Source organism: Hyphomicrobium sp., assembly GCF_019753045.1.
Lineage (GTDB): Bacteria > Pseudomonadota > Alphaproteobacteria > Rhizobiales > Hyphomicrobiaceae > Hyphomicrobium_B.
In genome coordinates this window covers 175,950-202,058 of record NZ_JAIELN010000005.1, presented here as the reverse complement: position 1 = coordinate 202,058, position 26,109 = coordinate 175,950, and the positions used below count along the sequence as shown (strand labels likewise).

General features: G+C 62.3%; 21 protein-coding genes and 1 tRNA gene. 15 read left to right on the top strand and 7 right to left on the bottom strand.

Annotation, left to right across the window (positions count from 1 at the left end; genetic code table 11):
• The first annotated feature begins 282 nt into the window (after nt 1-282).
• Nucleotides 283-2,604 carry a DUF4384 domain-containing protein gene (locus tag K2Q04_RS06015; protein WP_291160626.1) on the top strand — a complete coding sequence of 774 codons (2,322 nt, stop codon included), beginning with the start codon at nt 283-285 and terminating at the stop codon, nt 2,602-2,604.
• 280 nt (nt 2,605-2,884) lie between these two features.
• Nucleotides 2,885-4,063 (top strand): type III PLP-dependent enzyme, encoded by a 1,179-nt coding sequence (locus K2Q04_RS06010; RefSeq protein ID WP_291160624.1) that lies wholly within the window; start codon nt 2,885-2,887, stop codon nt 4,061-4,063.
• Nucleotides 4,064-4,080: 17 nt separating this feature from the next.
• Here the strand turns inward: K2Q04_RS06010 and msrA are convergent, their stop codons facing one another.
• From msrA to K2Q04_RS05990, 4 genes are all read right to left on the bottom strand, one after another.
• On the bottom strand, nt 4,081-4,824 hold the full coding sequence (gene msrA / locus K2Q04_RS06005) for a peptide-methionine (S)-S-oxide reductase MsrA (protein WP_291160623.1): 744 nt from the start codon (nt 4,822-4,824) through the stop codon (nt 4,081-4,083).
• A gap of 294 nt (nt 4,825-5,118) precedes the next feature.
• Nucleotides 5,119-5,667 (bottom strand): YSC84-related protein, encoded by a 549-nt coding sequence (locus K2Q04_RS06000; protein WP_291160620.1) that lies wholly within the window; start codon nt 5,665-5,667, stop codon nt 5,119-5,121.
• Nucleotides 5,668-5,843: 176 nt separating this feature from the next.
• A tRNA-Val gene (locus K2Q04_RS05995) sits at nt 5,844-5,918 on the bottom strand.
• Nucleotides 5,919-5,964: 46 nt separating this feature from the next.
• Nucleotides 5,965-6,495 (bottom strand): hypothetical protein, encoded by a 531-nt coding sequence (locus K2Q04_RS05990; RefSeq protein WP_291160617.1) that lies wholly within the window; start codon nt 6,493-6,495, stop codon nt 5,965-5,967.
• 301 nt (nt 6,496-6,796) lie between these two features.
• On the opposite strand from K2Q04_RS05990, the gene K2Q04_RS05985 reads away from it, so the two are divergent.
• Together K2Q04_RS05985 and K2Q04_RS05980 are read left to right on the top strand one after the other, a co-directional pair.
• Nucleotides 6,797-9,109, top strand: coding sequence for an MMPL family transporter (locus K2Q04_RS05985; protein WP_291160614.1), 2,313 nt, complete (start codon nt 6,797-6,799; stop codon nt 9,107-9,109).
• An 82-nt stretch (nt 9,110-9,191) separates the two neighbouring features.
• On the top strand, nt 9,192-9,569 hold the full coding sequence (locus K2Q04_RS05980; RefSeq protein ID WP_291160611.1) for a DsrE/DsrF/DrsH-like family protein: 378 nt from the start codon (nt 9,192-9,194) through the stop codon (nt 9,567-9,569).
• On the opposite strand, the gene K2Q04_RS05975 is transcribed toward K2Q04_RS05980, so the two are convergent.
• Nucleotides 9,535-10,242: an HAD family hydrolase gene (locus tag K2Q04_RS05975; RefSeq protein ID WP_291160608.1), complete on the bottom strand. Its 708-nt coding sequence runs from the start codon at nt 10,240-10,242 to the stop codon at nt 9,535-9,537. The genes K2Q04_RS05980 and K2Q04_RS05975 overlap by 35 nt on opposite strands.
• A gap of 158 nt (nt 10,243-10,400) precedes the next feature.
• Between K2Q04_RS05975 and rpiA the strand changes: the two genes are divergently transcribed.
• The 7 genes from rpiA (at nt 10,401) to gltX (ending at nt 18,925) form a co-directional block, all read left to right on the top strand.
• Complete coding sequence (gene rpiA / locus K2Q04_RS05970; protein ID WP_291160605.1) at nt 10,401-11,123, top strand: ribose-5-phosphate isomerase RpiA; 723 nt, start codon at nt 10,401-10,403, stop codon at nt 11,121-11,123.
• A gap of 2 nt (nt 11,124-11,125) precedes the next feature.
• Nucleotides 11,126-11,617 carry a DUF2059 domain-containing protein gene (locus tag K2Q04_RS05965; protein WP_291160602.1) on the top strand — a complete coding sequence of 164 codons (492 nt, stop codon included), beginning with the start codon at nt 11,126-11,128 and terminating at the stop codon, nt 11,615-11,617.
• 18 nt (nt 11,618-11,635) lie between these two features.
• Complete coding sequence (gene gor, locus K2Q04_RS05960; RefSeq protein WP_291160599.1) at nt 11,636-13,015, top strand: glutathione-disulfide reductase; 1,380 nt, start codon at nt 11,636-11,638, stop codon at nt 13,013-13,015.
• Between the two features lie 87 nt (nt 13,016-13,102).
• Nucleotides 13,103-13,858, top strand: coding sequence for a glucose 1-dehydrogenase (locus K2Q04_RS05955; RefSeq protein ID WP_291160596.1), 756 nt, complete (start codon nt 13,103-13,105; stop codon nt 13,856-13,858).
• Between the two features lie 136 nt (nt 13,859-13,994).
• Nucleotides 13,995-15,398 carry a class II 3-deoxy-7-phosphoheptulonate synthase gene (locus tag K2Q04_RS05950; RefSeq protein WP_291160593.1) on the top strand — a complete coding sequence of 468 codons (1,404 nt, stop codon included), beginning with the start codon at nt 13,995-13,997 and terminating at the stop codon, nt 15,396-15,398.
• 324 nt (nt 15,399-15,722) lie between these two features.
• Complete coding sequence (locus tag K2Q04_RS05945) at nt 15,723-17,471, top strand: NAD+ synthase (RefSeq protein ID WP_291160591.1); 1,749 nt, start codon at nt 15,723-15,725, stop codon at nt 17,469-17,471.
• 83 nt (nt 17,472-17,554) lie between these two features.
• Nucleotides 17,555-18,925: a glutamate--tRNA ligase gene (gene gltX / locus K2Q04_RS05940; RefSeq protein ID WP_291160588.1), complete on the top strand. Its 1,371-nt coding sequence runs from the start codon at nt 17,555-17,557 to the stop codon at nt 18,923-18,925.
• Between the two features lie 31 nt (nt 18,926-18,956).
• Here gltX and K2Q04_RS05935 read toward each other — a convergent pair whose 3' ends face one another.
• Entirely contained in the window at nt 18,957-20,249 is a 1,293-nt protein-coding gene (locus K2Q04_RS05935) for a DUF2865 domain-containing protein (protein ID WP_291160585.1), read from the bottom strand.
• Nucleotides 20,250-20,540: 291 nt separating this feature from the next.
• Between K2Q04_RS05935 and cysS the strand changes: the two genes are divergently transcribed.
• Nucleotides 20,541-21,950 (top strand): cysteine--tRNA ligase, encoded by a 1,410-nt coding sequence (gene cysS, locus K2Q04_RS05930; RefSeq protein ID WP_291160992.1) that lies wholly within the window; start codon nt 20,541-20,543, stop codon nt 21,948-21,950.
• Between the two features lie 61 nt (nt 21,951-22,011).
• On the opposite strand, the gene K2Q04_RS05925 is transcribed toward cysS, so the two are convergent.
• The gene (locus tag K2Q04_RS05925) at nt 22,012-22,899 is read right to left on the bottom strand and encodes an SDR family oxidoreductase (protein ID WP_291160582.1); all 888 of its coding nucleotides are present in this window, start codon (nt 22,897-22,899) and stop codon (nt 22,012-22,014) included.
• Nucleotides 22,900-22,990: 91 nt separating this feature from the next.
• Between K2Q04_RS05925 and K2Q04_RS05920 the strand changes: the two genes are divergently transcribed.
• The 3 genes from K2Q04_RS05920 (at nt 22,991) to cimA (ending at nt 26,101) form a co-directional block, all read left to right on the top strand.
• Complete coding sequence (locus K2Q04_RS05920; RefSeq protein WP_291160580.1) at nt 22,991-23,863, top strand: helix-turn-helix transcriptional regulator; 873 nt, start codon at nt 22,991-22,993, stop codon at nt 23,861-23,863.
• 97 nt (nt 23,864-23,960) lie between these two features.
• On the top strand, nt 23,961-24,473 hold the full coding sequence (locus K2Q04_RS05915; RefSeq protein WP_291160576.1) for a GNAT family N-acetyltransferase: 513 nt from the start codon (nt 23,961-23,963) through the stop codon (nt 24,471-24,473).
• Nucleotides 24,470-26,101 carry a citramalate synthase gene (gene cimA / locus K2Q04_RS05910; RefSeq protein ID WP_291160574.1) on the top strand — a complete coding sequence of 544 codons (1,632 nt, stop codon included), beginning with the start codon at nt 24,470-24,472 and terminating at the stop codon, nt 26,099-26,101. The genes K2Q04_RS05915 and cimA overlap by 4 nt, the downstream gene beginning before the upstream one ends.
• Nucleotides 26,102-26,109 lie beyond the last annotated feature (8 nt).

Below are 26,109 nucleotides of genomic sequence, written 5' to 3'. Positions count from 1 at the left end.
CCGATACCCTGCCTTGAGGTCCATTGCTTAGTTGCCTGCGCCTGTTTGATCGATTGAAGTAAGATCTTTGTAACCGATCTTTGATTTCGGGTCGATTTTGAAGTCGCGGAATGCCTAACTCGCACTTCAGCGATTTAACGAATTCTTCATCTCTGTTAACGACGGCACGCCGCGGCGACCCAACGGGCCGCGCCACGATGGTGCCGCGTCGCTTAAATATACCCGGCCGCTAGGGAGCGTCGGACAAGAAGAAGACACGGGCGGGGCCCCAAGGACGTGCGGTTGAGAAACCTGATAAATTTTTCATGCGTGATTGCGAGCCTGCTCGGCTTGGTGAGTGCAAGCAATCTCGTCATCGCGCAGGTGAGCCCCAACGCCACGAAGAACGCTGCCGTATCGGTGCCAGCTCGGCCCGACGAGCCGCGCGCGGCGAAGGCCTATAGTGCGCTCGAGACTCACTGCGCCCGCTGTCACCAGGCCGGACGGCTGGAGCGGCCTCTCCCATCGGGCGGCCTCGCGAACATTCTGGCGATCGATGATCAGGCGCGCGATCCGGTTCTGGTGAAGCCCGGTCTCCCCGACGCGTCGCGTCTCTACGACGTTTTCGAAACGCGCCATGCGCCGCTCGACGTTTTCACCGGTCCTGACGCGAAGCCCGAGCCGACGCCGGATGACATCCAAGCCGTTCGCCGGTGGATCAAGGATCTTGCCCCCGCCGTGCAGAGCTGCCCGTCGCGCCAGTCCGTGCGCCCGGCTGTGATCGATAAGCTGATGCGAGAGGCCCAGCACCTCGAACGCGATCAAGGCAAGGACGTGCGCTTCATCTCGCTCGTCCATCTCTACAACTCGTGCGCCACCCCAGCTGAAATGACGGCTTACGGCAAAGCGCTCAACAAGCTCATGAACAGTCTGTCGTGGGCCCCTGAACCGCTAAAGCTGACACCGCTCGACGATGCAGGCACGCTGTTCTCCTTCCGCCTCGCCGATTACGGCTGGGATGACGCGCGCTGGAAGCTGATCGAAAAGGCATATCCTTCCGCGCTCCAGCACGTCGTCGCGCCGGATGTCGTGAAAACCGCCGGCAGTCCGGCCATCGTGGTCAACGGCGATTGGCTCGCTGCCGCGGCCGGAGAAACGCCGCTCTATTACGCGCTGCTCGGGCTTCCCGCGAAGCTTGCCGACCTCGCGATAATGAACGGAACCGACCTCGACGCGAACATTCGAGCCGGCTCGGTGCGCCGCATTGCAATCCGGGAAAGCGCTGTGACGCGTGGCAACCGGCTGATCGAAAGACACCCCGGAAAGCCCGCCGGTCTCTGGCTCGCCTACGACTTCGCGACGAGTACCGGAGAGCAGAATGTCTTCGAGCACCCGCAGGGTCCGAAATCGGCGATGAAGGCGAAGCAGCCGTTCAAGCCGGATCAGATACGCGCGCTCTTCGCACTTCCAAACGGGTTTTACGCCTTCGCGCTGTTCGACGCTGCGGGCAATCGCGTCGACCGTGCCTTACCGGGTATCGAAAAGCCCTACGCAGGTGTCGAGGCCGATGCCGTCGAACCGGTGACGAAAGCGGGCGCCAATTGCTTTGCGTGCCACACGGACGGACTGGTGCAAGCCAAGGATGATTTCCGCGCAGCCGGTCCGGTCGATATCACCGCGGGACCGATGACGCCCGACCGTCGTGCCGCGCTGCCGCTCTTTGGCACCGACAGCGAAAATGCATTGTTGATGCTCGGCGGATGGGATCGCTATCGCGCCGCCGCCAAGGCCGTAGGCATCGATCTCGATGCGAGAGTGCACGGCGACGAGCTGGTCACGGGCTTGGCGCGCCGCTATCGCGAAGGCGCCGACTTCGAGGTGGCGCTGGGAGAAACAGGTCTTGAACGTCCGGAATTTCTGAAGGAGCTGGCCGATGCGAAGGGCGCGGCCGCCCCGCTCGCACGCCGCCTCTTGCATGGCGTGCTCTCCCGCAATGAGCTCGAGCATCTTTTTTCGCTTCTGAAAGGCACGGATGCGCCGGTTCAAACCACGGCGTCGGCGGGCTTTCTGCGCGACGTCAAGTCGGAGATCGGGCTGACGATGTGGTTCGACAAACCGCGTCCGGCGCCGGGCGACCTCGTGACGATCAAGGCCGAGGCCGACAACCAATGCTATCTGACCGTCATTAGCGTCGATTCAGCGGGCGTCGCGACGGTACTCTTCCCGAGCGACTTCCAGACCGACAACCTCATCACCGCGGGTGAAGCCGTCAGCATCCCGCCCTCCGACGCGCCGTTTCAACTGCGCTACAAGGCCGAAGGCAGCGAAACGATCCTCGGACGCTGTTCGACGAGCGCGACGCCGCCTGTCGGTATCGAGCATGATTTCGAACGGCAGCGTTTTACGGTTCTCGGCAATTGGGAGAACTTCCTTCAGGACACGCTCGTCACCGATTGGGAGATGCGGACGAATCCGGAAAAGGCCGAGCGCGCCCGTATCGCGCGATCAGGCGCCCTTCGCCGCCAGCAGGATCGCGGCGAACGCATTCCCGCGCCGCGGCCGGACGTGGCGAGCGAGAAGTCTCTGAGGGACGGGCGCGCGATTCTCGTCCTCGGGCGCAGCTAGCCTGCGATTCGCGTACGCCGGACCTTCATCTAGACCTTCATCAAACTGACATGTGCCGCGCGTGAGAGGTGCCAAAAGGCATCGCAAGGTGCGTCATTCGCGGCAGTCCCTCGCCACGGAGCGAGAATCCAGCGACCATGGAGAGCGTTTGGGTTCCGAAAGGCTTTACAGCAGGGGCCGAGATACCTAAATGCACCCCTTCAATATTGCATCCAGAGCCGACATTGCTCGGCTGCCGCGAGCGAAACCGGATAGGTCTTCCGCAGGAGGTTCTTTCGCGATGGAGAAGTTTGCCAGCGCCCTTGAAATGGTGACCGAGATGAAGCCGGATCTTCCGGTCTTCGCAGCTCGGCCCCACGCAGCCGGCCGTGCCGCCCGCTGGTTCATCAAGAACTTTCCGGGCGAGGTGGCCTACGCCTACAAGGCGAACAGCTCCGTGTTTCTGATCGGCGCTCTCTTCGGCGCGGGAATCAAGCAGTTCGACGTCGCCTCGGTGGCCGAACTGGAAGACGCCGCGACCATTCCGGGCGTGCGGCTCCACTTCATGCATCCGGTCAAATCCCGCTACGCAATCCGGCGCGCGTACTTCGACTACGACATCAAGTGCTTTGCCCTCGACAGCGAGGACGAGCTGCAGAAGATCGTCGAAGAGACCGAAGGGGCGAAAGACCTCGAGCTGTTCGTCCGCATCTCGGTGCCGGCGAAAAACAGCCGCGTTCCCCTCGAGCATAAGTTCGGCATCACGGGCCAACGGGCGCAGCGCCTGCTCGTCAAGGCGCGCCAGGTCGCCGACGAGCTGGGCATCACGTTCCACGTCGGCTCGCAGACGGTGACGCCAGACGCCTATGCAATGGCCTTCGAGGAAGTGAAGAAGCACATCGTGAAAGCCGGTGTGGTCGTTGACGCGATCGACATCGGCGGCGGGTTCCCGTCGCGCTACACCGATAGTGTCCCCGCGCGCCTCTCCGACTTCATGGAGGTCATCAAATCGTCGATGGCGAAGATGCCGGTGACCGAGCATTGCCGCCTGATCTGCGAACCGGGGAGGGCGCTCGTGGCCGAAGCAGAGAGCTTGATCGTAAAGGTCGATCTCAGAAAGCCCGGCAACCAGCTGTTCATCAACGACGGCTCTTACGGCGCGCTGTTCGACAGCGCACACCTTGGCTTCATCTTCCCGGTCCGGCTGATCCGCCCAGGTCTCGATCCGAACGAGCCGCTCGAGCCATTCGAATTCTGGGGCCCGACGTGTGACTCGATCGATCGCATGAAAGGACCGTTCATGCTGCCCGCGTCCGTCCGTGAAGGCGATTACATCGAGATCGGCAATCTCGGTGCGTACGCGCGCGCTATGGGAACGCGCTTCAACGGCTACGGCGAATACACCGACGTCATTCTGCAGGATGAGCCGATGTATTCGATCTATACCGAAGACCTCGAGCCGATGGCGCGCAACGCCTAAGCACGCGACTTATAGCTTCAGTTCGCCGGTTTCGCGACCGCGACCAACACCGGCGCGGCCCGATAGTTTTCCGGGAAAAGCTTCTTCAGGTTCTCGACCTTCGGCATGTCGTTGATGGCGATGTACGGATAAGTCGGATTGAGCGTCAGAAAATTCTGATGATAGTCCTCGGCTGCATAGAACGTGCGGCCGGGTTCCACCGTCGTCGCAATCTTCCACGGGAAGACGTGAGCGTTTTCGAGCTGCGCGATATACGCCTCCGCGATTTTGCCCTGTTCAGGCGTCTGCGGGAAAATCGTCGACCGGTACTGCGTCCCCGTGTCGGGTCCCTGCCGGTTGAGCGATGTCGGATCGTGCGCGACCGAGAAGTAGATCTGCAAGAGCTTCCCGTAGCTGATCGTCTTGGGATCGAATTTGATTTGAACCGACTCGGCATGGCCCGTATCGCCCGTGCCGACGACATTGTAGTGCGCGTCCGCCTGCTTGCCGCCGGTGTAGCCCGACGTCGCGCTCGTCACGCCTTGAACGTGCTGGAACACGCCTTGCACGCCCCAGAAGCAGCCGCCGGCTAGCACCGTTGTCTCCAAACCGGCATCCGCCGCCGGGTGCTCATCGGCAACCGGCGCCGGGATAGGCACGCCTTCCTCGGCGACGAGCCGCGATCCGCTCAAGAACGACAACACGCCGAGGATCGCGGCGGCGAGGGTGAGCCAAAAGAACCAGCGATCTGGCTTCGAGAACGGTGTGCTGTTCAGTGCCATGGGGGTCGCTCCGGCAGTAGGGCTGCGCTGACGCGGGCTCGCTGCATAATGACTACGTTACGGCGTGTACGCTGGATCTGCGGGCTTCGTTACCGCCCGGCATCGGAAATGATCAATGTGTGCAACGCCGCTTGCAATGCCGGCGAATGCGATAACGGCGGCGCCAAACGCGCGGCCCTTCAAAAATGATTTTTGCATGTGTGCCCCTTCGTAAACCGGGGCAGCACAGCACTTATCCAGTTGACCGGGCTGTTCCCTGCGGAACAGCCCGGCCAAATGCCCAGAGAACCGGGCTTACTTTGAAATGCGCGAGATCTTTGATCCCTCGAGCGTGAGATTGTACATCAAGCCCTTCGGATCGAGGATGAAGCCGACGACGGGGCTCGTGATCTTGTTCGTATCGATCGAGCCGCCGACGCCCACGGTGATAATCGCGACGGAGCCGTCGACCCCGACCTTCCATCCGGCCGTGCGCCGGAACTGTTCGAGCGCTTCAGGCGTCATGAACGCGATGATGACGGACCGCGCTTGCACGCCGAGCTGAAAGCCGAACGAGGCCGAGATCGTGTTATAATACCCTGCGTTACGTCCGTGGACGAGAAGCGCGCCTTCGCCGTATTCGCCGCCGACGCCAAATCCGGCTTTCACGACGGACGGAAAGACGAGAATGCCGGCAGCCTTGTTCGCGAGGTCACGCGCCCCGCCGATCTTGTAGAAAAATCTCTCGAGCGTTTCGTGCACGCTGCCATCGATCTCGCGCGCGGATGCCGCACGGCTCTCGGGCGCAGCCATGACGATTGCAAACAGCACCAGCAACGCGACGCTCATTCCCCTGATAGACATAGTGTTCTCCCTCGAACTCCCCCGGTTGACTAGTGACGGCGTTTGATGGCCGAATTTGCGCGCAATGTGGCGAAAACGCGATAAATGGCTTCCAATGGTACGATTAAACCACGCGCGTCTCCCTGCGCGCACGCCAAAAAGGCGAACACGCGGTTCAATATGCGAAGCATTAAGGATGGTGGGCGGTATAGGGATTGAACCTATGACCCCACGCGTGTGAAGCGTGTGCTCTACCGCTGAGCTAACCGCCCATTTTGGGATGGCCCATATGCGAGGCGTCGCATGGCACTGTCAAGCTCACCGCTTCGCCGCACCGGCCGGGAGGATAGCAGCGCTCGAAAGGATCGCCTCAATCGCGGCGCGGGTCGCGTGACCGTTGTCGATCTCGCTCTTCGGCGCGTAAGCGGTGATGATGGCGGCCCGTTTGGAATCGCCGATAATCAGCAGGAACCGCGACTCGGGCCCCTTGGCCCCGACAGCATCAGCCAGGACGTAGCTGTATGTGTCTCTCCGGTTCAGCGCACCGGTGGCGTACGCGGCGTTCGTATACTTGAGGCTCGCGAGAAAATCGAGAAACGGTTGCCCCCTGAATTCCTCCAATGCTTCCGGCGGAAGCTCTGAGACTTCGACTGTGATACCCGAAGCATCCTGACGGATGGTCGGCGTTTCGGCGCCCGCGACCTCTTTGAAATCGTCCGGCACCTCGAGCGTGACAGGCCCGACGACCGCCTTTTTCAACGCAAATGCGCTCGGCACTCCCGCGAAGGCCAAGGCGATTGCGGCGAAGAATAGGGTGGCGATAATCGGCAACGGCGAGGTTCTAAGCATCGAAGATCCTAGATCGGAGGCGTTGGGGGGATGAACATGAGGCTGTTCCACACCCGGCGGACTTGAAGCAAGGAGAGTTTGCGTGACCTGTGTGATTCGCGTCGCCTGTAACGCGGCACCTCTAGCCAAAGTTGTCGGCAATGCCGGCGCACGCTTGTTGACGGCGCATTTACCGCTGCGTTCAATGCTATGTAGTTCTTGCACGGAACCCCAGCAAAATGCGATGTCTCCCGCAAACAAACGCACGATTGCAGGGGGCGCCTGGGCGGCTTCTTAGATCGAAGTCGTTGGGGAGGATGCTTTGAAGCCAACGGAGCCGCAACGCCCGCATCTGATGTCGTTGGGCCTGAACAAGCTCGGCCTCATCGGCATCAAGGCCCCAATCCTCGCCGCCATCATCGTCGTGCTCCTCACCGCCGCTGCCGTCACCGGGTTGACGCGCTTGAAAGTGGACGACAGCCTCTCTGAGCTGTTTCGAACGAAGACACCGGAGTTCCACACCTACGAAGAGATCGACCGCCGCTTCCCGTCCAGCGAATACGATGTACTGGTCGTCGTCGAAGGCAAGAACCTTCTCACCCACGATGGCCTGAAGGCCTTCTCAGGCGCGGCCGCCGATCTGCAGCTGGCCGACGGCGTCAACGGCATCGTCTCGATGCTCTCGGCCCGCGGCAAACCCGATCCCACGGGATACGCGCCGCCCATCGTTCCGGATGAGCTGCCCGAAGGTCCGGCCTTCGACCAGATCATGGACGCGCTGAAAAGCAACGACATCGTCAAGGGCAAGTTCCTGTCGGAAGACGGCCAGCTTGCGTTGATAGTCCTCTCGCTCAATCGTGATTTCGTCGCCGAGAAATCCGCGAAAGCCGTTATCGGCGACATCGAGCGGACCGCGAAGGAAGATCTGGAACCCGCCGGTCTCAGCGTGAAACTCGCCGGCGCACCGGTGATGCAACTCGAAATCCGCAACGCCGTCGAACGCGATCAGATCGTCTATAACGGCCTCGGCCTGTTGTTCGGCGCGGCCATTGCGGCGCTGTTCTTCCGGCGCGTGTCTCTGATGCTCGTCGCCGCGCTGCCGCCCGTCATCGCGGTCTGCTGGTCGCTGGGTCTGCTCGGCTGGTTCAATTTTAAGCTCAATCTCTTCCTGAACGTGATGACGCCGCTCATCCTGGTGATGGGCTTCGCGGACAGCATGCAGATGGTGTCCGCCATTCGCATTCGTCTGCGCGAGGGCGATACCAAGCTTCAGGCCGTGACGTTCGCAGTGAACGTCGTCGGTCCCGCGTGCGTACTGGCGCATGGCGCGACGCTTCTCGCGTTCCTGGCACTTCTGTTGTCGGAATCGGGCCTCATCCGCACGTTCGGAGAAGCCGGCGCGATGGCGGTTTGCATCTCCTTCGTGGCCGTGATCGTCGTCCTGCCGATCCTGGGTCTGCTGTTCATCCGCAATGAAAAGTCCTTGGCGCGCGATCACGCGCCTGCCGACGGTATGATGGACGCGCTTGGCACGTTCGTCGGCGCCATCGTCGATCGCGTCATCAAGCACTCGGTCCTCTATACGCTCCTTGGAGTTGGACTTTTCATCTATTTCGCCTCGCTCCATCTGCAGCTTGAGCCGCGCTACCGGCTCGCCGATCAGGTGCCCGACCGCGAGCAGGCGCTCGCCGCGACGGGCCGCATCGACTCCAAGCTGACCGGCGCCAACCCCTTCCACGTCATGATTCGCTGGAACAACGGCGCCAGCCTTTACGATCCCGGCACGCTCAAAGTCATCGAGGAGACGCACCTCGCGCTCGAAAAGGCAGCAGGCCTCGGCAACGTCTGGTCGCTTGAAAGCCTCAGGCGCTGGCTGCGCGAAAACGGCGACGACAACGTCGAAACGGTGAAGAAGTACGTCAATCTGCTTCCCGACCATCTGGTCCGCCGCTTCATCGCCAAGGAGCAGGACGCGGTGCTTGTCACCGGCCGCCTGCCGGACGTCGACGCCAGTCAGATTCTGCCGCTCGTCCATAAGGTCGACGAGGCGCTCGATCCGGTCCGCAAAGCCTTTCCTGCCTATGAAATATCGGTGACGGGATTGCCGGCGATCGCCGCCCGCAACAGCCACCGCATGATCACGCAGCTCGATGAAAGCATCCCGATTTGCGTGCTTATCGCCGCGGTGCTGCTCGCCATTGCGTTCCGCTCCTTCTTTGTCGGCGTCATCAGCTTGCTGCCTGGGCTTTTCCCGGTCGTCACGACGGGAGCGATGCTGTGGTTTCTGGGAGGAGGCCTCGAGTTCTCGTCCGTCGTCGCGCTGATCGTGGTGTTCGGATTGGGCGTCGACGCGCTCATTCACTTCCTCAATCGCCTGCGATTGGAGGAAAAGCCCGGGGTGCCTCCCGAGGTTGCGATCCGCAACGCCCGCGTGCTCGTCGGCCCCGCGATCATCCTGACGACGATCGTGCTCGCCTTCGGCCTCGGCGTGACCGTTTTTTCCGAGCTGCCGTCGCTTCGGCTCTTCGGCCTCGTCTGCGGCGTGACGCTTCTCGCATCGCTCATCGCCGATCTCGTGTTCCTGCCCGCGACGATTCTCGTCTATCGCCGTTACATCAGCGGTCACGACGTCTGACGAAGCGGGTTGCCGCAAGGTTGCAGCAGGCGGCCCCGCGGGCGTAGTGTGTCCCTCATTCTCAGCGGAGCGAGGGGCAGCGATGCCGCAGAAGCTCATCATCGTCCTGGCGAACGCCGATCAGCGAAGCGGCGAGAGCTTGAGCGCACCGCTCTTCCAGGCATCTGTCGCCGCCGGAATGGACTATCACGTCGAGGTCATCTGCACGGGTACCGCGGCGACGCTTCTGAAAACCGGGGTCGCAGCCAGCATTCGGCTGAAACCCGATGAAGCCCGCTCGATCTACGATTTCATCAAGGAAGCGCACGCCGCAGGCGTCAGGTTCTTCTGCTTCTCGCCGGGGCTCGATGTCTGCGCCATGCGCAAGGAAGACGTGATCCCCGAATGCAGCGGCGTCATCGGCGCCGCGCATTTCATCGAGGAAATCATGTCGAGCGACTGCCGGGTTCTGACATACTGACGGCACTTCCGAGAAACGTCTCGATCGCGCGCGGCAGGTGCCGGTAGTCGTCGATGATGGCGTCGGGCCCGAACGACGCGACGGGATCGACGCTGTAGCCGAAGCTGACCGCGACGACCGGGATCGAAGCGGCTTTCGCCGTTTTGATGTCAGTCTCGCTGTCGCCGATCATGATGCTGGTCTCTGGCCGCCCGCCCGCCAGCGCGATGGTGCCCGTCAGGTGTCGCGGATCGGGCTTATAGGCGCCGAGGCTATCGCGGCCGGTCAAAGCCGAAAAATAGTGGTCGAGCTTCATCGTCTCCAGAACGGCGCGCGCTTGGGTCTCCATCTTGTTCGTGCAGACCGCGAGCGCGGCGCCCCGGGCCTTGAGCCCTTCGAGCGTCGCGATGACGTGCGGATAAGGGACGCTATAGTCTGCGATGTGTGCGGAATAATAGACGATGAACACCTCGAAGAGGTCGTGCAGCTCCCGCTCCGACAGCTTCCGGCCATGGGCTTTCACCGCCCCCTCGATCATCGCCAGCGCCCCGTGCCCGACGAACGGGCGAATTTCGAGTTCGTTGATGCGGTCGAGTCCGAGCGTCGCGAGCACGTGATTCGTCGCTTCGGCAAGGTCGGGAGCCGTATCGATGAGCGTGCCGTCAAGGTCGAAGACGATGGTCCAGCCCTGCATGAATTCTCCTCGCATTTTCAAAGTAGCGTATTCATCTCAGGCGCCCCTGTCACGGCGTCACGACGGCTCGCTCGGATGGCTGGCTTGAAAGAGCCGCATCCGGAGCCTAGAGAGGTCCCGCGCGGAGGGCGCGATTTTCGCAAAAGCTTGAGGCCGTAATGAGCACTGACGATTGGAAGCGACAAGCCGCCGAACAGGCGCTGACGTACGTTGAAGACGGTATGAAGCTTGGCCTCGGCACGGGCTCGACTGCAGCAAAATTCGTCGATCTTCTGGGCGCCAAAGTGAAAAGCGGCCTGAAGGTCGTTTGCGTGCCGACATCGGAGGCGACGCGCGCGCAGGCGGCAGCGCTGGGCATCCCGCTGACGACGCTCGACGAGACGCCGGAACTCGATTTGACGATCGACGGCGCCGACGAAATCGATTCGGACCTGCGGCTCATCAAGGGCGGCGGCGGTGCACTCCTCCGGGAGAAAATCGTGGCGGTCGCCTCCGATCGTGTCGTCATCATCGCCGACAACACCAAGCGCGTCGAAAATCTCGGCGCCTTCCCGTTGCCGCTCGAAGTCGTGCCGTTCGGACTGGCGGCGACCCAGAACTTGATCATCAAGCTTGCCGCCGATTGCGGATGCGAAGGCGAGGTGAAGCTGCGTGCTGGCACGAATGGCAAGCCATTCGTAACCGACAACGGCAATCATATTCTCGATTGCGCCTTCGGCTTGATTGACGATCCCGAAGCCCTGGACGACGCTCTGAAGCTGGTGCCCGGAGTCGTCGAATCCGGCCTGTTCATAGGAATAGCGGACGTCGGGATCATTGCGGGGCCAAAAGGCGTTGAAGTGCTGTCCGGCATTGAAGCCGATTTTGAAGAGGACTTCTGATTATGGGGCAAACCCTGCGAATAGCTGCTTTGTGCCTTATCTGCTTCACAACTGCGGCGCTCGCGGATAATGCCCCGCCGCCTCCCGATCCCGCGCGTGTCGCCGCGGCGCGCGAACTGCTCGAAGTGACGGGCGTAAAGAAGCAGATGGCTGGCATGATCGAAGCCATGGCGCGCGGCTTTGCCCAAGGCGTCGGTGCCGACGCATCGGAAGCGGGTAAAAAGCGTTCCGAGGAGTTCGATATCGGCATGAAGAAGCTCCTCGATTATCAGGAGCAGTTGATTACCGATTGCGCCAACCTTTACGCCGAGACGTTCACGGCCGAAGAATTGAAAGCTGTCACCGATTTCTATCGCTCGGGCCCAGGCGCCAAGTTCATCCAGAAAACGCCGGAGCTGATGCGGAAGGGCGCCGAGATCGGCCTGAAATACTCAAGCAAGATCGCCGACGAGATGAAGGCGAGCGCAACACCGCAGCCCGCCGATCAGAAATAGTTCACATCAGACCGAGCCATGACAAACTTTGATTTTGATCTCTTCGTCATCGGCGCGGGCTCCGGTGGCGTCAGGGCTGCCCGCATTGCGGCAAGCTACGGCGCCAAGGTCGCCATCGCCGAGGAGTATCGGGTCGGCGGGACCTGCGTCATCCGCGGTTGCGTTCCGAAAAAGCTTCTCGTCTACGCCAGCCGCTTCGCCGATGACTTCGAAGACGCCAAGGGCTTTGGCTGGACCGTCAGCGAGACGTTCGATTGGCCGTCCCTGATACGCGCGAAAGACAACGAAATATCGCGTCTCGAAGCCGCCTATCGCGCCACGCTCCAAAAATTCAAAGTGGAGGTTTTCGCCGAAAGGGCAACGCTCGTCTCGCCCAACGAGATTCGCCTCGCGACGTCGGGCCGGATCGTCACTGCGAAGACGATTCTAGTCGCGACCGGTGGACATCCCAACGTCGATCCCAAGCTTCCGGGCGTCGAACACGTCATCACGTCCAATGAAGCATTCAATCTGAAAGAACTGCCGCGCCGCATCGTCATTGCGGGCGGCGGCTACATCGCCGTCGAGTTCGCCTCGATCTTCAATGGCCTCGGCTCCGAAGTGACGCTGATCTATCGCGGCAACAAATTCCTTCGCGGCTTCGACGAGGATTTGCGCGACGGGCTCGCAGCCGCGATGACGGCGCGCGGCATTCGCATCATCACCGGGCAAGTATTCACGAAGATCGCGAAGACGGCATCGGGCCTCGCCGGCACGATCACCGGAGGCGAGACGCTCGAAGCCGATCAGATCATGTTCGCCATCGGCCGCTCTCCGAACGCGAAGAATCTCGGTCTCGAAGCCCTCGGCGTCCATCTCGATCCCGCAGGCGCCATCGTCGTAGACAACGCCTCGCAAACGTCGGTGCCGTCGATCTATGCCGTCGGCGACGTCACCAATCGCGTGAACCTGACGCCGGTAGCCATCCGCGAAGGCCACGCTTTTGCCGACACGCTATTCGGCAAGAAGCCATGGATGGTCGACTACACCACGATCCCGACCGCCGTCTTCTCGACGCCAGAGATCGGCACCGTCGGTTACACCGAGCAGGAAGCCCGCGCCCAATACGCCGACGTCCATATCTACAAAGGGAGCTTCCGGCCGATGAAGGCCATCGTGGCCGGCCGCGATGAGAAAATGCTCGTAAAGATTGTTGTCGAGGGCGCGACGGATCGGGTCGTCGGCGTCCACGTCCTCGGGCCGGATGCCGCCGAAATTGTGCAGATGGCGGCAGTTGCTGTTCGCATGCGCGCCTGCAAGGCCGATTTCGACCGGACGATGGCCTTGCATCCATCCGCCGCAGAGGAACTGGTAACACTTCGCGAAAAATGGCTCGCACCTGGCGAAGCTGCCGGTTGATCGGGGGATAGCCCCGCCGTATGCCTTCGGCCCACTTCACGACAAGACGGCTTCATGACGGCCGGGCGCCACGACCAGAGGGAACACATGACGCGGCTCAGCGGAAAGATCGCCATCGTAACGGGCTCGGGCGGCGGCATCGGGCGAGCCATCGCCGAGCGCTTTGCTGTCGAAGGCGCGCATGTTTGGGTCACCGACATCAACGGCGAAACCGCAGAAGAGACGGTCGGCTACATCAAGTCGAAGGGCGGCGCCGCGACCGCGATGACCGTCGATGTCTCAAAGGGGCAGGATACGACGGCGCTCCTCCGCAATGTCGAGAAGGCGCATGGATACGCAGACGTCCTCGTAAATAACGCGGGCATTCTCGTTCGCGGCGAAGTTCGTCAGTTGTCGGATTCCGATTGGGCGAAACTGCGCGAGGTCAACCTCGACGCAATTCTGAGGCTTTCGCGCGATGGGCTGCCGCTTCTGCGGAAGTCGAAGGCGCCGTCGATTATCAATATCTCGTCCATCATGGCGAACCGGGGCTTGCGTCCGCTCGCAGCCTACACGGCGACCAAGGGCGCGATCACCGCGTTGACCAAGGGCCTCGCCGTCGAATACGCCCCCTTTAACGTTCGCGTGAATTCCGTCGCGCCTGGTTATGTCGAAACCGGCATTACCGACCGCCTCTTGAAACTGCCGCCGGTCAAGAAGGCCCTGATCGACAAGACGCCGATGGGACGCCTCGGGCGGCCCGAAGACATGACCGGAGCCGTGGTCTTTTTTGCCTCCGACGACAGCCTATATTGCACTGGCTCGGAACTGGCAGTCGATGGCGGTATGTCTGCCGGACTCTGAGCGCATGAAAGCAGGTCACTCTGGCGCTAGCGCGGGCCGCGGATATCTCCTATAAGCCCCGAGATAATATGCCACAGAGCAGTTGAAGGCGCCGCCGCTGGGTACGCGCCCGATATGTGCTCTTCAGGAGTTAACTATGGCGTCGAACGCCCAAACTGAAAAATGGTCGCCGGACAGCTGGCGTAACAAGCCCATCATGCAGGTGCCGGAGTATCCGGACCCCAAGGCTTTGGCCGATGCCGAAGCCAAGCTCGCGACGTTCCCGCCGCTCGTTTTTGCAGGTGAAGCGCGGGAGCTGAAAAAGCAGCTCGCGGTCATCGCATCGGGCACCGGTTTTCTGCTCCAGGGCGGCGATTGCGCCGAAAGCTTCGCCGAGCACCGCGCCGATAACATCCGCGATTTCTTCCGCGTCTTTCTTCAGATGGCGGTCGTGCTGACGTATGCCGGCGGCGAACCCGTTACGAAACTGGGGCGCATTGCCGGGCAGTTCGCGAAGCCGCGGTCGTCGCCGACCGAGAAGAAGAACGGTCAGGAACTGCCGAGCTATCGCGGTGACATCATCAACGGCCCGGAGTTCACTTCGGAAGCGCGTATTCCCGATCCCGTCCGTCAGCTCGAAGCCTATCGCCAATCGGCGGCGACGCTGAACCTGATCCGCGCCTTCGCAACGGGCGGCTATGCCGACCTAGAGCGCGTGCATCAGTGGAACATGGGCTTCGTGAAGGATAGCCCTCAAGGCCATCACTATCAGGAGATCGCCGACCGCATCGCCGAGACGCTACAGTTCATGCGCGCCTGCGGGATCACGTCCGACAACACGCCGCAACTTCGCGCAACGAGCTTCTACACGAGCCACGAAGCGCTGCTTCTCGGCTACGAGCAGGCTCTGACGCGCAAGGATTCGACGAGCGGCGACTGGTACGCGACGAGCGGACACATGATCTGGATCGGCGACAGAACGCGCCAGCCCGATCACGCCCACATCGAGTACTGCCGCGGCATCAAGAATCCGATCGGCCTGAAGTGCGGTCCGTCCCTCGACGCCGACGGTCTGTTGCGCCTGATCGACCTTCTGAACCCGAAGGACGAGCCCGGCCGCCTGACGCTCATCTGCCGGTTCGGTTACGATAAGGTCGAGGCGCATCTCCCGAAGCTCATTCGCGCGGTGAAGAAGGCCGGCCGTTCCGTCGTCTGGTCTTGCGACCCGATGCACGGCAACACGATCTCCGCCGTCAATGGCTACAAGACGCGCCCCTTCGATCGCATCCTGAAGGAAAGCCTGTCGTTCTTCGAAGTCCACCGGGCCGAAGGAACGCATGCGGGCGGCATCCACGTCGAGATGACGGGCCAGAACGTTACCGAATGCACCGGCGGCGCGACGGCCATTTCCGAGCAGGATCTTTCGGACCGCTACCACACCCACTGCGATCCGCGCCTCAACGCCGATCAGGCGTTGGAACTTGCCTTCCTCGTTGCTGAGCAATTGAAGAAAGAGCGAGATGCTGAGGGGCGGCCGGAGCCGAAAACGCTGATCGCATAGCCGGCGCGATTTCCCGCCGACTGCAAATGCTGTATACTGAATGACGGCTTGCGATAGCGAGCCGCCAATTCGGTTTTACCGGATGTTGCGGCTATGCGAATACGCCTCTTTCTGATCTTGGCCGTTCTCGCGGGAATTTCCGCGGCATCGGCCCACGCGCGAACGGCCCCTGTCGATTCCCGCATCCATGCAGCCGAAATCTGCTGGGACCCCGACGTGGAATTCCCGGTTCCCTGTGAAGACGATGATGGTTGAGGAGGGTTCCGCTGCCGCGAGAACGTTGTGGTCCTGGACCTTGATTGCGGTGCACTCTAAATACCGGGCATGATCGCACCTCATTCACTCAAGATCGCCCTCGCGCAGCTCAATCCCGTCGTCGGGGATTTGAACGGTAATGCCGAGCGCGCCGCAGCCGCCCACGCCCGCGCCAAGGAACTCGGCGCCGACGTCGTCGTGTTCCCCGAGCTTTTTCTCAACGGCTACCCGCCCGAAGATCTCGTGCTGAAGCCCGCGTTCCAACAGGCGACGCGCGAGCGGCTCGAATGGCTGGCCGCCGCCTGCGCCGAAGGCCCGGCGATTTTGATCGGCGCGATCTGGAACCACGAGGGCAAAATTTATAATGCCGTCGCGCTGCTCGATGGCGGCCGCATCCAGGCGACGACACTGAAAGTCGATCTGCCGAACTACGGCGTCTTCGATGAGAAGCGCGTTTTCGCAGCGGGACCGATGCCGGGCCCGCTGAACGTCCGCGGCGTCCGAATCGGCGTGCCGATCTGCGAAGACATCTGGGGCTCTGAGGTCGTCGAGACGCTTGCCGAAACGGGAGCCGAAATCCTCGTGTCGCCTAACGGCTCGCCCTTCGATTGGCCGAAGCCCGACAACCGCATGAACGTCGCCGTCGCACGCGTGACGGAAAGCGGTTTGCCGCTCGCCTATCTCAATCAGGTCGGCGGCCAGGATGAATTGGTTTTCGACGGCGCGTCGTTCGTCCTCAACGCCGATTGCAGTTTGCCCATTCAGCTTCCCGCGTGGCGCGAAGCAATCGTTTTGACCGAGTGGAAAAAATCTGCCGATGTCTGGCGATGCGAGCGGGGAGATGTCGCGAAGCTTCCCGCAGGACCGGCGTCCGCTTATCAAGCCTGCGTTCTAGGTCTCAGGGACTACGTCGAGAAGAACGGTTTCCCCAGCGTCGTGCTCGGACTTTCCGGCGGCATTGATTCAGCGCTCGTCGCGGCCATCGCCGTCGACGCGCTGGGGCCCGAGCGCGTCCACGCGATCATGCTGCCTTCGAAATTCACGTCCGACGATAGTTTGCATGATGCCGCCGCTTGTGCGAAGGCGCTCGGCATTCGCTACGACAAGATTTCGATCGAACCGACCGTCGCCGGTCTCACCTGGAGCCTCAAGGATCTTTTCGCCGGCTCCAACGCCGATATCACCGAAGAGAACATGCAGAGCCGCGTGCGCGGCACGATCCTGATGGCCGTGTCGAACAAGTACGGCGGCATGGTCGTCACGACCGGCAACAAGAGCGAAATGTCGGTCGGCTACGCGACGCTCTACGGCGACATGAATGGCGGCTTCAATCCGATCAAGGATCTCTACAAGACCGAGGTCTACGATTTGACGCGCTGGCGGAACGCCCACCTGCCGGAAGGCGCACTCGGTCCCTCGGGCGTCGTCATTCCAGAACGTATCCTGACGAAAGCGCCGACCGCAGAACTTCGCGCCAACCAGACCGATCAGGATTCGCTTCCGCCCTACGAAGCGCTCGACGACATCCTCAGATGCCTTGTCGAGAAGGAGATGCCCGTCGCCGACGTGATCGCCCGCGGCCATACCGTCGAAACGGTGAAGAAGGTCGAACGGCTTCTCTATCTCGCCGAATACAAGCGCCGCCAGGCTGCGCCGGGCGTCAAGATTTCGGCCCGGAACTTCGGCCGCGATCGCCGCTATCCGATCACCAACAAATTCCGCGAGGATGTCGGGCCGGCCCGTCAACCTCGGCCGGGCACGCCGGAAGGCGCCCCAAAGGCCGCGGATCCCGCGCTGGATGCGTCGAAGACGCAGTAGGCGACCGCCCCCCCCGGATCGCACGCCTTGCGTTTGGGCTAGCAGGAAGTAGGGTGCGGCGCTGAATCGATCAAAGGCCAGACATGACACCGCGCGTCCGCTTCGCACCGAGCCCAACAGGGCGGCTCCATATCGGCAACATCCGGACGGCGGCGCTCAACTGGCTGTTCGCCCGAAAGCATGGCGGCAGCTTCCTGCTGCGCCTCGATGATACCGACACGGTGCGCTCGACGGAGGAATTCGCCGCCGCAATCTGCGATGACCTGACTTGGCTCGGCCTCACCTGGAACGATTTCGCGCGCCAGCAGGACAGGACGGCCCGCTACGACGAAGCCGCGGAGGCCCTCAAAGCGTCAGGCGCGCTCTATCCATGCTTCGAGACGGAAGAGGAACTCGACCGCCGCCGCAAGCGCCAGCTCGCGATGCACCGGCCGCCCATCTACGACCGCGCCGCGTTGAAGCTCTCAGCCGAAGAGATCGCCGCCAAAATCGCAGCCGGAGAAAAGCCGCACTGGCGCTTCAAACTGCCGAACACCTCGGAAGGGCGCGGGCTCGCGCCGCAGCCGACGCTCATTTCCTGGAACGACCTGATCCGCGGCGATCAGTCGGTCGATCTCGGTTCGCTGTCGGACCCGGTGCTGATCCGCGGCGACGGAACCTACCTCTACACCTTCACGAGCGTCATCGACGACGTCGACTTCGCCATCACGCACATCGTACGCGGCGAAGATCACGTAACGAATACGGGCGTGCAGATGGCGATCTTCGAAGCGGCGGGCGCAACGCCCCCCGCGTTCGGTCATCACTCGCTGCTGGTCGGCGCGGACGGACAGGCGCTCTCGAAACGCCTAGGCGCGCTCTCCATCCAAAGCTTCCGTGACGAAGGCCTCGAGCCGATGGCGGTCCTCTGCCACGCGGCGCTCGTCGGCACGTCGGACGCGATCGAGCCGTTGCAGTCGCGCGATGAACTTGCAGCCAAGCTCGATTTCTCGAAAATCTCGACGGCTCCCGGACGCTTCGATGTCGCCGAGTTGAAGGTGCTGAACAGCAAGCTCCTTCACACGCTCGAATACGCAGCCGTCGCGGAGCGTCTGCGCGCCGCGGGCATCGAAGGCCGCGAGGACTTCTGGAATGCCGTTCGCGGCAACCTCGAGACCTTCGCGGACGCCGGCATCTGGTGGAACGTCGTCGCGGGCGACATCGAGCCGGTGATCGAAGATTCGAAGTTGACCGTCGCTGCGGCGAGCGTCCTGCCGGACGCGCCGTGGAGCGAGAACACCTGGTCGGAGTGGACAGCCGCAGTCAAAGCGAAAACCGGCGCCAAGGGCCGGGCCCTGTTCCATCCGCTGCGGCTGGCCTTGACTGGCCTCGAAGCCGGACCGGAACTTAAGACGCTACTGCCGTTGATGGGCCGCGACCGCGTCCTCGCGCGCCTCGAAGGCAAACGCGCCTGACACCTCCGCCCCATCCATTGACGACCGAGCGTTACTGAGGCTGGGCCTCGGTCTGCCATCCGCCAGTATCGCCTGGCTGACCTGCAGGAGCTTGAGCCGCAGGCGAGGGGACCGGTGAACGCCCAGCCGTTGAACCGGTCGTTATCGCAGTCGCCCCCGCGCCATCGGCACGCCGCGCTGGCGATTTCGAGCCGGGCGTCGTCGCGTCCGCCTTCTTGTCGGCGGCACCTTCCGGCGGCGGCACGTATTCGGCGGTCTTGCACGAGCAGCCGTTCACGTATTCCTTGCGGTAGCGGAAGGCGAACTTGAGCCGCGTGTAGGGCTCTTGCGATCTGAGCGCCACGGATTGCTCGACCGTGCCGCCAGGGTTTGGATAGTAATACAACTCGGTCGGCGCCGCGCATTTCGAGGTGCACGCGTCGGCGTCCTGGGAGAAATGGCTCGGCAGCGTCGAGAAGCTCACCGGGAAATAGAAGCCGTCGCAAAGGCGAACGCAAAGCGTCCGGTATGTCTGCGCCCCGTTCGCAGCGTTGGGATTCCATACGTTGCCGCCGCTCGATTCCTCGTCTTCCCACATGCCGCTATCGCCGCGGCTGCGACGCGCCATGTCGACGTAGTTCGCGCCGCAGTTGTTGCGCGCAAGCTCGCGGATGATGTCGTCCTGATAGGAACGTCCGGCCGAACCGAGAATATCGCGCCGCCGGGCATCGAGATCGGCGAGCCGCCGCTTCGTCGCGTCTGACTGCCGTGCGAGGTCTTTGCACTGCGGAGTGTTCTTCAGCGACTTCGTGAACAGGAAATATTCATAGCACCCGCGATCGAGCTGCGCGCCGGTCTGGTCGGCGACGCGTTCAAGCTGCCGGATCTCGATTTCGAGTCGCGGCAAATCATTCTGCGATTGGCCGCTCTTTTGACCTTCCTGCACGAGCCGCTGCTCGAGCTGGTAGCAAATCGGGTTCTTGGCGGACCAGTTCGTCGCCGGCTGTGCCGGAGCCCCGGGGGCGCCCGGAGCCGCAGGCGCGCCGGGCGCTGCCGGAGAATTCGGATATTGCGGCTGAGCCGGATACTGGGACTGCGGCGGGTATTGCTGGCCGGGAGCGGGATAGGGCGGCGGGGCCTGCGCCGGTGGCGGCGGCTGCCGGTAAACGGGCTCCTGCGGAACGGGCGCGCGATCGCCGTCCTCACGGTCGCCGCCTCCACCGCCGAAGGGCCACCAGCTCTGCGCCGAGGCCACTTCCGAGACCAAAAGCAGGGCGAGCAGCGTCGCCGTCGCCACGAGTAGCAACCGGCGAGCGGCAATATTGATCGAATTCCCTTGGCTCACGCCTGCTCCCCGACGCCCCTTTTGACGGCTTTCGCGCTCCGGATGAAGTCATCCGAAGCGGCACTTTCCGGACCCTAAGCAGCGATTTGCTAGCGGGTCAATGCGGAGCAATTGCGACGTGGACCATTTTACGTGGGGTTTCAAAAACTTGGACGCCGCTTGACGGGGCAGGGGACAACCGCCTAAGGCGCGACGGCGCCCTTGTGCCGCCCGAGGCGGCCTATGGCATACTCACGTTTCCGGAATACCTTCCGGCCGAACCGCAGAGACACGCGACTGAAGAGGTCCAGTTTGGCGCTCAAACTTTACAATACGCTGACCCGGCAAAAGGCCGAGTTCGTGCCGATCGACCCGTCGAACGTCCGCATGTACGTCTGCGGTCCGACCGTCTACGACTACGCCCACATCGGCAACGCGCGCCCGGTGATCGTGTTCGACGTGCTGTTCCGGCTATTGCGCCATATCTACCGCCCCGATCACGTCACGTACGTCAGGAACATCACGGACGTCGACGACAAGATCAATGCCCGCGCCGCGCGCGACTACCCCGGCCTGCCGCTTAACGAAGCGATCCGCAAAGTCACGGAAGCGACCGAGAACCAGTTCCACGCCGACATCGCCGCCTTGGGCGTTCTGCCGCCCACCTACGAGCCGCGCGCGACGGAGTACATCCGCCGCAAGGACGGCCGCGAGGACATGGTCTCGCTCATCGAAGCGCTGGTGAAACGCCGCCATGCTTACGTCGCGGAAGATCACGTGCTCTTCGACGTCGGCTCGATGTCCGATTACGGGCGCCTCTCCAACCGCACGCTGGAGGAGATGGAGGCCGGAGCCCGCGTCGAAGTCGCTCCCTATAAGAAGGGGCCGATGGATTTCGTCCTCTGGAAACCATCGAAGCCCGGCGAGCCCGCGTGGCCTTCACCGAGCGGCATCAAGACTCCAGGCCGCCCCGGTTGGCACATCGAATGCTCGGCGATGGCAGGCGCGTTGCTCGGCCCCGTATTCGACATTCATGGCGGCGGCATCGACCTGACGTTCCCGCACCACGAGAACGAGATCGCGCAATCGCGCTGCGCCCACGGCACGTCGAAAATGGCCAACGTCTGGATGCACAACGGCTTCCTGCAGGTCGAAGGCGAGAAGATGTCGAAGAGCCTCGGCAACTTCGTGACGATTCATGAGCTGTTGACCGACGGCTGGCCGGGCGAGGTGCTGCGCTTCAACATGCTGAGGACCCACTATCGCCAGCCGATCGACTGGACGAAGAAGGGCCTCGAGGAAAGCCAGAAGATTCTGACGGGCTGGTTTGCGCACGAAGGCCTCGACACCGACGACCGCACAAGCTTGCCGCGTGACGTTATCGAAGCACTCGAGGACGACCTCAATACGCCGAAAGCCATCGCCGAGCTTCACGGCTACGCCGCTGCCAAGGATTTCAAAAATCTCGGCGCTGCGCTGGGCTTTCTAGGCTTCGATGGCGCAACATTGAGACAGGCGGACGCGCGCGCGGTAGAAACCGCGCAATCCGTGGCATCCACCGTCGAACCACTGATCATCGCCCGCCTTGAAGCTCGCAAGCGCAAGGACTTCGCCGAGTCCGATCGCATCCGCGACGAGCTCGCCAAGATGGGCATCGCCCTCAAGGACACGAAGAACAAGGAAACCGGCGAAATCGAAACCACCTGGGAAATCGCGCGTTGATCTGGGCCGTCATCCTCCACGCGCTTCGCAACGCTTGCCGCATCGAGGATGACGGGAATTCTCAACCGAAATATCCCGGCTGACCGATATCGGCAATGAGCCCGATCTCTCTGGGCTTCCAGCCGAGCCACTGCTGCGTCAATGCGCTGGATGCCGGCATGTCGAGACCGGCAAACATCGCGAGCGGGCCGTAATAATCGCCGGCGTCTTCCTTCCTGATCGAAATCACGGGCACATTCAGCGCACGGCCGATCACTTCGATCACTTGTTTCATGGGGACGCCCTCCTCGCCGACGGCATGATAGATCGCGTCCGCCGTGCCCCTCTCCAACGCGAGCCGATAGAGGCGAGCGACATCCAGTCTGTGCGCTGCGGCCCAGCGTTCGTTGCCTTCGCCGACATAGGCGGCCGCACCTTTCTGACGCGCAAGTTGGAGCAGATAAGTGATCAAGCCGGCTTTACCTTCGCCGCCGTGCACTTGCGGTAGGCGTATCGCAATCGCTCGCACGCCGCGGGAAGCATACGCCAAACCAGCCTGTTCGGACACGCGCGGAGCGGTCGGGCTGGACTCGCGCCGCATCTCTTCGGTCACCGTAACGTTCGGTGCAACGAGCCCCGTTCCGGACGTCACGATGAAGGGCTTGTTCGTGCCCGCCAGCACATCGCCCATCGCTTCGATGGCGCGCTTGTCGATCTGCCCGTTCTCCGCGAACTTCGAGAAGTCGTGGATGAAAGCGCAGTGGATGGTGCCATCGGTTTCCTTCGCGCCGCGCTTGAGGCTGTCGAGATCCTCCAGCGAGCCGCGATGAACCTCGGCACCAATTTTTTGCAGTGCTTCGGCATTGGCGTCCGAACGCGCCAGGCCGACGACCTGATGTCCGTTTGCGATCAATTCCTTGGTGGTGGCGGTGCCGATAAAACCCGCGGCCCCGGTTATGAAAACACGCATGAAATGCCCTCCTGGTTACGTTGGAGGGAAAGTCGTGCTAGTCTTTATGCTGGTAAAGTAGTGACGTTATACGGGTATAATTCCTACTAGGATGAGCCAAACCGACACCAGAGAGAGCGCGCTCGGCGCCTTCCTCCGCGACCGCCGCACCAAGCTCGACCCGGCCTCTTTTGGCTTGCCGCTGACGCGACGCCGCACGCCGGGGCTCAGGCGTGAGGAAGTGGCGCAGCGCGCCAACGTCAGCGCCACCTGGTACACGTGGCTCGAACAGGGCCGGGGCGGGGCGCCGTCCGCCGATGTCCTCGACCGGATCGCGCGGGCCTTGATGCTGACCGGCGCCGAGCGCGAGCACCTTTTCGTCCTCGGTCTCGGGCGGCTTCCGGAGGTTCGCTTGCAAGCGGACGACAGCGTCACGCCGCGCCTGCAAAGGCTCGTCGATGCGTTTGAGTACAGTCCCGCAATTGTCAAGAACGCCACCTGGGACGTCATTGCCTGGAACCGCGCGTTTGCAACGGTAATGACCGACTACGGCGCGCTTCCGCCGGAAAGACGCAACGTGCTCCGCGTCTTCTTCGGCAATCCGCATGTGCGCGCGGCGCAATTCGATTGGGAGAGTGTCGCGCGGTTCGTCGTCGGTGTTTTCCGCGCAGACGTCGCGCGCGTCGGCGCGAGCGCAAAGGTTGCCGCTCTCGTCGACGATCTCAGTCGGCAAAGCCCGGATTTCGATAGGCTCTGGCGCAGCAACGACGTCCTCAGTCATGGCGGTGGCTTGAAGCAGCTTCGCCATCCGGTCCTCGGGACGGTTAATCTGGAATTCTCGGCGTTTGCAGTCGATGGCCGTCCTGATCTCGGGCTGGTCGTCTACAACCCTGCCACGGAGGACGACAGGGAGCGCATCAAGGCTCTGATTGCATCTTCCGCGGAGGCGGCGACCTTACGGGGGGTTGCATCCCCGGCCACATAGGGATACGCGGAACACAGCATCCCTTAGCAACCGTTTCAGCGAGACAAGGCCGGCCCCATCCGGCCTAAAGCAATTTTCGACCCCGTGTACTTGAACCATGACCGACGACTATCCGCTCCGTCCCTTTCTCCCCGCCGATGCCATGGTGCTCCGCGATCTCTTCGCACAAAGCATCGATGGGTTGACCGGCGATGACTACGACGAGGATCAGCGGCTCGCATGGGTCGCGACAGCCGAGGACGCGGCCGCCTTCCGCGACAGGCTCGCGGCAGCGCTGACGCTCGTCGTTCATCTGGACGGCGAATACCTCGGTTTCGGGTCCCTTAAGGACAACAAAACCATTGATATGCTTTATGTGCATCCGGACTTCGCGGGCGAGGGGGTTGGAACCGCGCTTGTCGACGCGCTCGAGAAGATCGCAGCCGCACGCGGAGCCGAGGGGGTCACAGTCGATGCGAGCGATACGGCCGTGCCGTTTTTTGAGCGTCGCGGTTACGTCGCAGCGCAACGCAATTCCATTCCCCTCGATGATCAATGGCTTTCCAACACGACCATGGTAAAGCGTCTCGCCGGAAGTCCGGCAAAAGCTGAGCCTCAAGAAGCGTCATGAGCAAAGAGCGCCTCTACCTCTTCGATACGACGCTGCGCGACGGTGCGCAGACGACGGGTGTCGACTTTTCGCTGGAAGACAAGCGCCGCCTCATGCGCGTGCTGGACGACCTCGGGATTGACTATATCGAGGGCGGCTTTCCCGGCGCCAACGCCACCGACACGGAACTTTTTTCGTCGCGTCCCAACTTGAAGTCTGCCCGCTTCACGGCGTTCGGCATGACGAAGCGCTCGGGTCGTTCCGTATCCAATGATCCAGGCCTGCAGGCCGTTCTCCAGTCCGCCGCCGACAGCATCTGTCTCGTCGCGAAATCGTCCGACTATCAGGTGCGCGTCGCGCTTGGCATCACTAACGAAGAAAACCTCGAAACGATCCGGCAATCGGTCGGCGCCGTCGTCGAAACGCAACGCGAGGCGATGATCGACTGCGAACATTTCTTCGACGGTTACAAGTCGAACCGCGACTACGCGTTAGCCGTCGCCAAGACGGCCTATGACGCGGGCGCGCGCTGGGTCGTTCTTTGCGATACCAACGGCGGAACGCTGCCGCACGAGATCGAACGTATCGTTGCCGATGTCGCGAAGCACGTTCCGGGCGCGAACCTCGGCATCCATACGCACAACGATACCGACAACGCCGTCGCCAATACGCTGATGGCCATCCGCGCCGGATGCCGCCAGATCCAGGGCGCGCTCAACGGCCTCGGCGAGCGCTGCGGCAACGCCAACCTGACATCGATCATTCCGACGCTGCTTCTGAAAAGCGAATTCGCGGATGCCTTCACGACAAGCATCACGCCCGAAAAGTTGCGCACCCTCACGCACGCGAGCCGCGTTCTCGACGAAGTTCTGAACGAGGCGCCGAACCGCCACGCACCCTACGTCGGCGAAAGCGCCTTCGCGACGAAGGCGGGCATTCACGCCTCCGCGCTGATGAAGGCGCCGGAAACCTACGAGCATGTGCCGCCCGAAAGCGTCGGCAACGAGCGGCGCATTCTCGTCTCGAAGCAAGGAGGCCGTTCCTCGCTGACGTCGGCTCTCGAGCGGCTGGGCCTGCCGTCCGACAAGGACGATGCACGCGTGCAAGCACTCCTCGACGAGGTGAAGGCGCGCGAGGATCAGGGATATTCCTACGAGGCAGCCGAGGCGTCGTTCGAACTCCTGGCGCGCCGCGCGCTCGCAACCGTGCCGCGCTATTTCTCGGTCGATAATTTTCGCGTGACCGTCGAACGGCGCGAAGAGCGATCGAGAGCGATGAACGGCAATGGGACCGTCTCGCACGCAGTCGTCACCGTATCGATCGCGGGCGACGACGCGCCGCTGGTTTCGGTCGGTGAAGGCAACGGCCCGGTCAATGCGCTCGACAAGGCGCTGCGCAGCGATCTTGGCCGTTACCAGAAGCACATCGAGAACGTCGAACTCGTCGACTACAAGGTCCGCATCCTGACGCAGACGCACGAAGGCGGCACCGACGCCGTGACGCGCGTCCTCGTCGAAAGCCACGATGCAACCACTGGCGAACGCTGGACGACCGTCGGCGTCTCCCCGAACATCATCGATGCGAGCTTCGAGGCCCTTCTCGACAGTATCAACTACAAGCTCCTGAAGGACGAAGCTCACGTCGGGTGACAGGATTC

Bases quoted from the DNA above. Each gene is read 5' to 3' on its own strand.
- K2Q04_RS06010 (WP_291160624.1), top strand. From the start codon at position 2,885: ATGGAGAAGTTTGCCAGCGCCCTTGAAATGGTGACCGAGATGAAGCCG.
- msrA (WP_291160623.1), bottom strand. From the start codon at position 4,824: ATGGCACTGAACAGCACACCGTTCTCGAAGCCAGATCGCTGGTTCTTT.
- K2Q04_RS06000 (WP_291160620.1), bottom strand. From the start codon at position 5,667: ATGTCTATCAGGGGAATGAGCGTCGCGTTGCTGGTGCTGTTTGCAATC.
- K2Q04_RS05990 (WP_291160617.1), bottom strand. From the start codon at position 6,495: ATGCTTAGAACCTCGCCGTTGCCGATTATCGCCACCCTATTCTTCGCC.
- K2Q04_RS05980 (WP_291160611.1), top strand. From the start codon at position 9,192: ATGCCGCAGAAGCTCATCATCGTCCTGGCGAACGCCGATCAGCGAAGC.
- K2Q04_RS05975 (WP_291160608.1), bottom strand. From the start codon at position 10,242: ATGCAGGGCTGGACCATCGTCTTCGACCTTGACGGCACGCTCATCGAT.
- rpiA (WP_291160605.1), top strand. From the start codon at position 10,401: ATGAGCACTGACGATTGGAAGCGACAAGCCGCCGAACAGGCGCTGACG.
- K2Q04_RS05965 (WP_291160602.1), top strand. From the start codon at position 11,126: ATGGGGCAAACCCTGCGAATAGCTGCTTTGTGCCTTATCTGCTTCACA.
- gor (WP_291160599.1), top strand. From the start codon at position 11,636: ATGACAAACTTTGATTTTGATCTCTTCGTCATCGGCGCGGGCTCCGGT.
- K2Q04_RS05955 (WP_291160596.1), top strand. From the start codon at position 13,103: ATGACGCGGCTCAGCGGAAAGATCGCCATCGTAACGGGCTCGGGCGGC.
- K2Q04_RS05950 (WP_291160593.1), top strand. From the start codon at position 13,995: ATGGCGTCGAACGCCCAAACTGAAAAATGGTCGCCGGACAGCTGGCGT.
- K2Q04_RS05945 (WP_291160591.1), top strand. From the start codon at position 15,723: ATGATCGCACCTCATTCACTCAAGATCGCCCTCGCGCAGCTCAATCCC.
- gltX (WP_291160588.1), top strand. From the start codon at position 17,555: ATGACACCGCGCGTCCGCTTCGCACCGAGCCCAACAGGGCGGCTCCAT.
- K2Q04_RS05925 (WP_291160582.1), bottom strand. From the start codon at position 22,899: ATGCGTGTTTTCATAACCGGGGCCGCGGGTTTTATCGGCACCGCCACC.
- K2Q04_RS05920 (WP_291160580.1), top strand. From the start codon at position 22,991: ATGAGCCAAACCGACACCAGAGAGAGCGCGCTCGGCGCCTTCCTCCGC.
- K2Q04_RS05915 (WP_291160576.1), top strand. From the start codon at position 23,961: ATGACCGACGACTATCCGCTCCGTCCCTTTCTCCCCGCCGATGCCATG.
- cimA (WP_291160574.1), top strand. From the start codon at position 24,470: ATGAGCAAAGAGCGCCTCTACCTCTTCGATACGACGCTGCGCGACGGT.